Source organism: Streptomyces sp. URMC 123 (assembly GCF_051386515.1).
Classification (GTDB): domain Bacteria; phylum Actinomycetota; class Actinomycetes; order Streptomycetales; family Streptomycetaceae; genus Streptomyces.
On record NZ_JBPQTV010000626.1, the window covers coordinates 1 to 1,162 of the forward strand.

General features: G+C 70.4%; 1 protein-coding gene. It reads left to right on the top strand.

All coding sequences use genetic code 11. The annotated features are described in order from the left end of the window. Window positions 1-221: 221 nt before the first annotated feature. Entirely contained in the window at window positions 222-785 is a 564-nt protein-coding gene (locus ACSNOD_RS31295; RefSeq protein ID WP_436770456.1) for a hypothetical protein, read from the top strand. Window positions 786-1,162: the final 377 nt, after the last annotated feature.

Below are 1,162 nucleotides of genomic sequence, written 5' to 3' on the forward strand. Positions count from 1 at the left end.
TGGGAGCATGTGCGCCGCGCTGCGGGGGCACCCCGCCACGTCCCCTCCGGCCCGTAGAGCGACGCGCCCGCAGTGGGGGGGCAACCATCGGTGGCACTTTGAGGCCGACACGGCCGTCCCCCCTGCGGGGGACGCTGTTCAGTACTGTGTCCTTCGCGCGGGGGAGCGGTTGGGCCCGCAGGGGTGATCCCTAGTTGTGCCTGCTTCACGAGGATGAAGCCATGAAGCTGAAGGCCCTTCACACGCCCCCGCCCGTCAGTGACACCGAGCGGCCCGTTCCCCGCTGGGCTATGCGACTGGCCCACGCGCTTCCGCTGCTTCTGCTGCCGTCGTGCCTGTGGCGGCTGCCCTTCGCCCTGCACTTCGAGATGGGGCAGGTTCAGGATCTCGGCATGCCGCCTTATTGGGTGAGCATCCCGTACATCCTCGGGCTCAGCGTGTTATCGGAAGCGATCGCGATTTTGACCATTGGGCTGGTCCGGGGCTGGGGAGAGGTGGCACCCACCTGGATTCCGATCATCGGCGGCAGACGCATCCGACCGATGGCGGCCGTTGTCCCCGCCATCCTCGGCGGCCTGATTCTCACCCTGATGTTCACCGACGCCCCGATCGGCGACGGTCGCAGGCTGACCCCGTACGGCATCGTCGACACCGTCGGATACACCAATGACGCCTGGCAGGCGCTTGCGACGGTGTGCATCACCCCGATCGCCGCGTGGGGACCTATCACCATCGCTCTCGGGATCGCCTACTACCGCCGCCGGACCGCGCCGTCGCCGGGCTAGGGGCCCCGACAAAGGCGTTGGACGTGTCGGCGGGTGAGACAGGTAGCGAGGCCGAGGAAGGCTTCGTGGATGGTGCAACCGGTCCCACACGCCGCCCGCGCGTTCCGGCGACCCGCCCCGCGACGCCGCCGCCCCCGACGACGTCGGCGTACCGCCCCTGACCCACCGGCCCCAAGCCGCGCAGCGGCCTCAGCCCTCACCGGCCGAAGCGCGTAACCCCCACTCCGCTTTGTGCGCCCGAACCGGTCGGAGGGGACGTAGCGGGGTGCCCCCGCAGCGCGGCGCACGAGACGGCGAGAAAGCCGAAGAGACCACGTGCACGTGCGCCGCCGAGGAGGTACCCCGGTGCGGCACCGACCCCACCCGACCACCGGGCG

What these genes read in the sequence shown, in the direction of transcription:
- ACSNOD_RS31295 (WP_436770456.1), top strand. Translation starts at nt 222, where the DNA reads ATGAAGCTGAAGGCCCTTCACACGCCCCCGCCCGTCAGTGACACCGAG.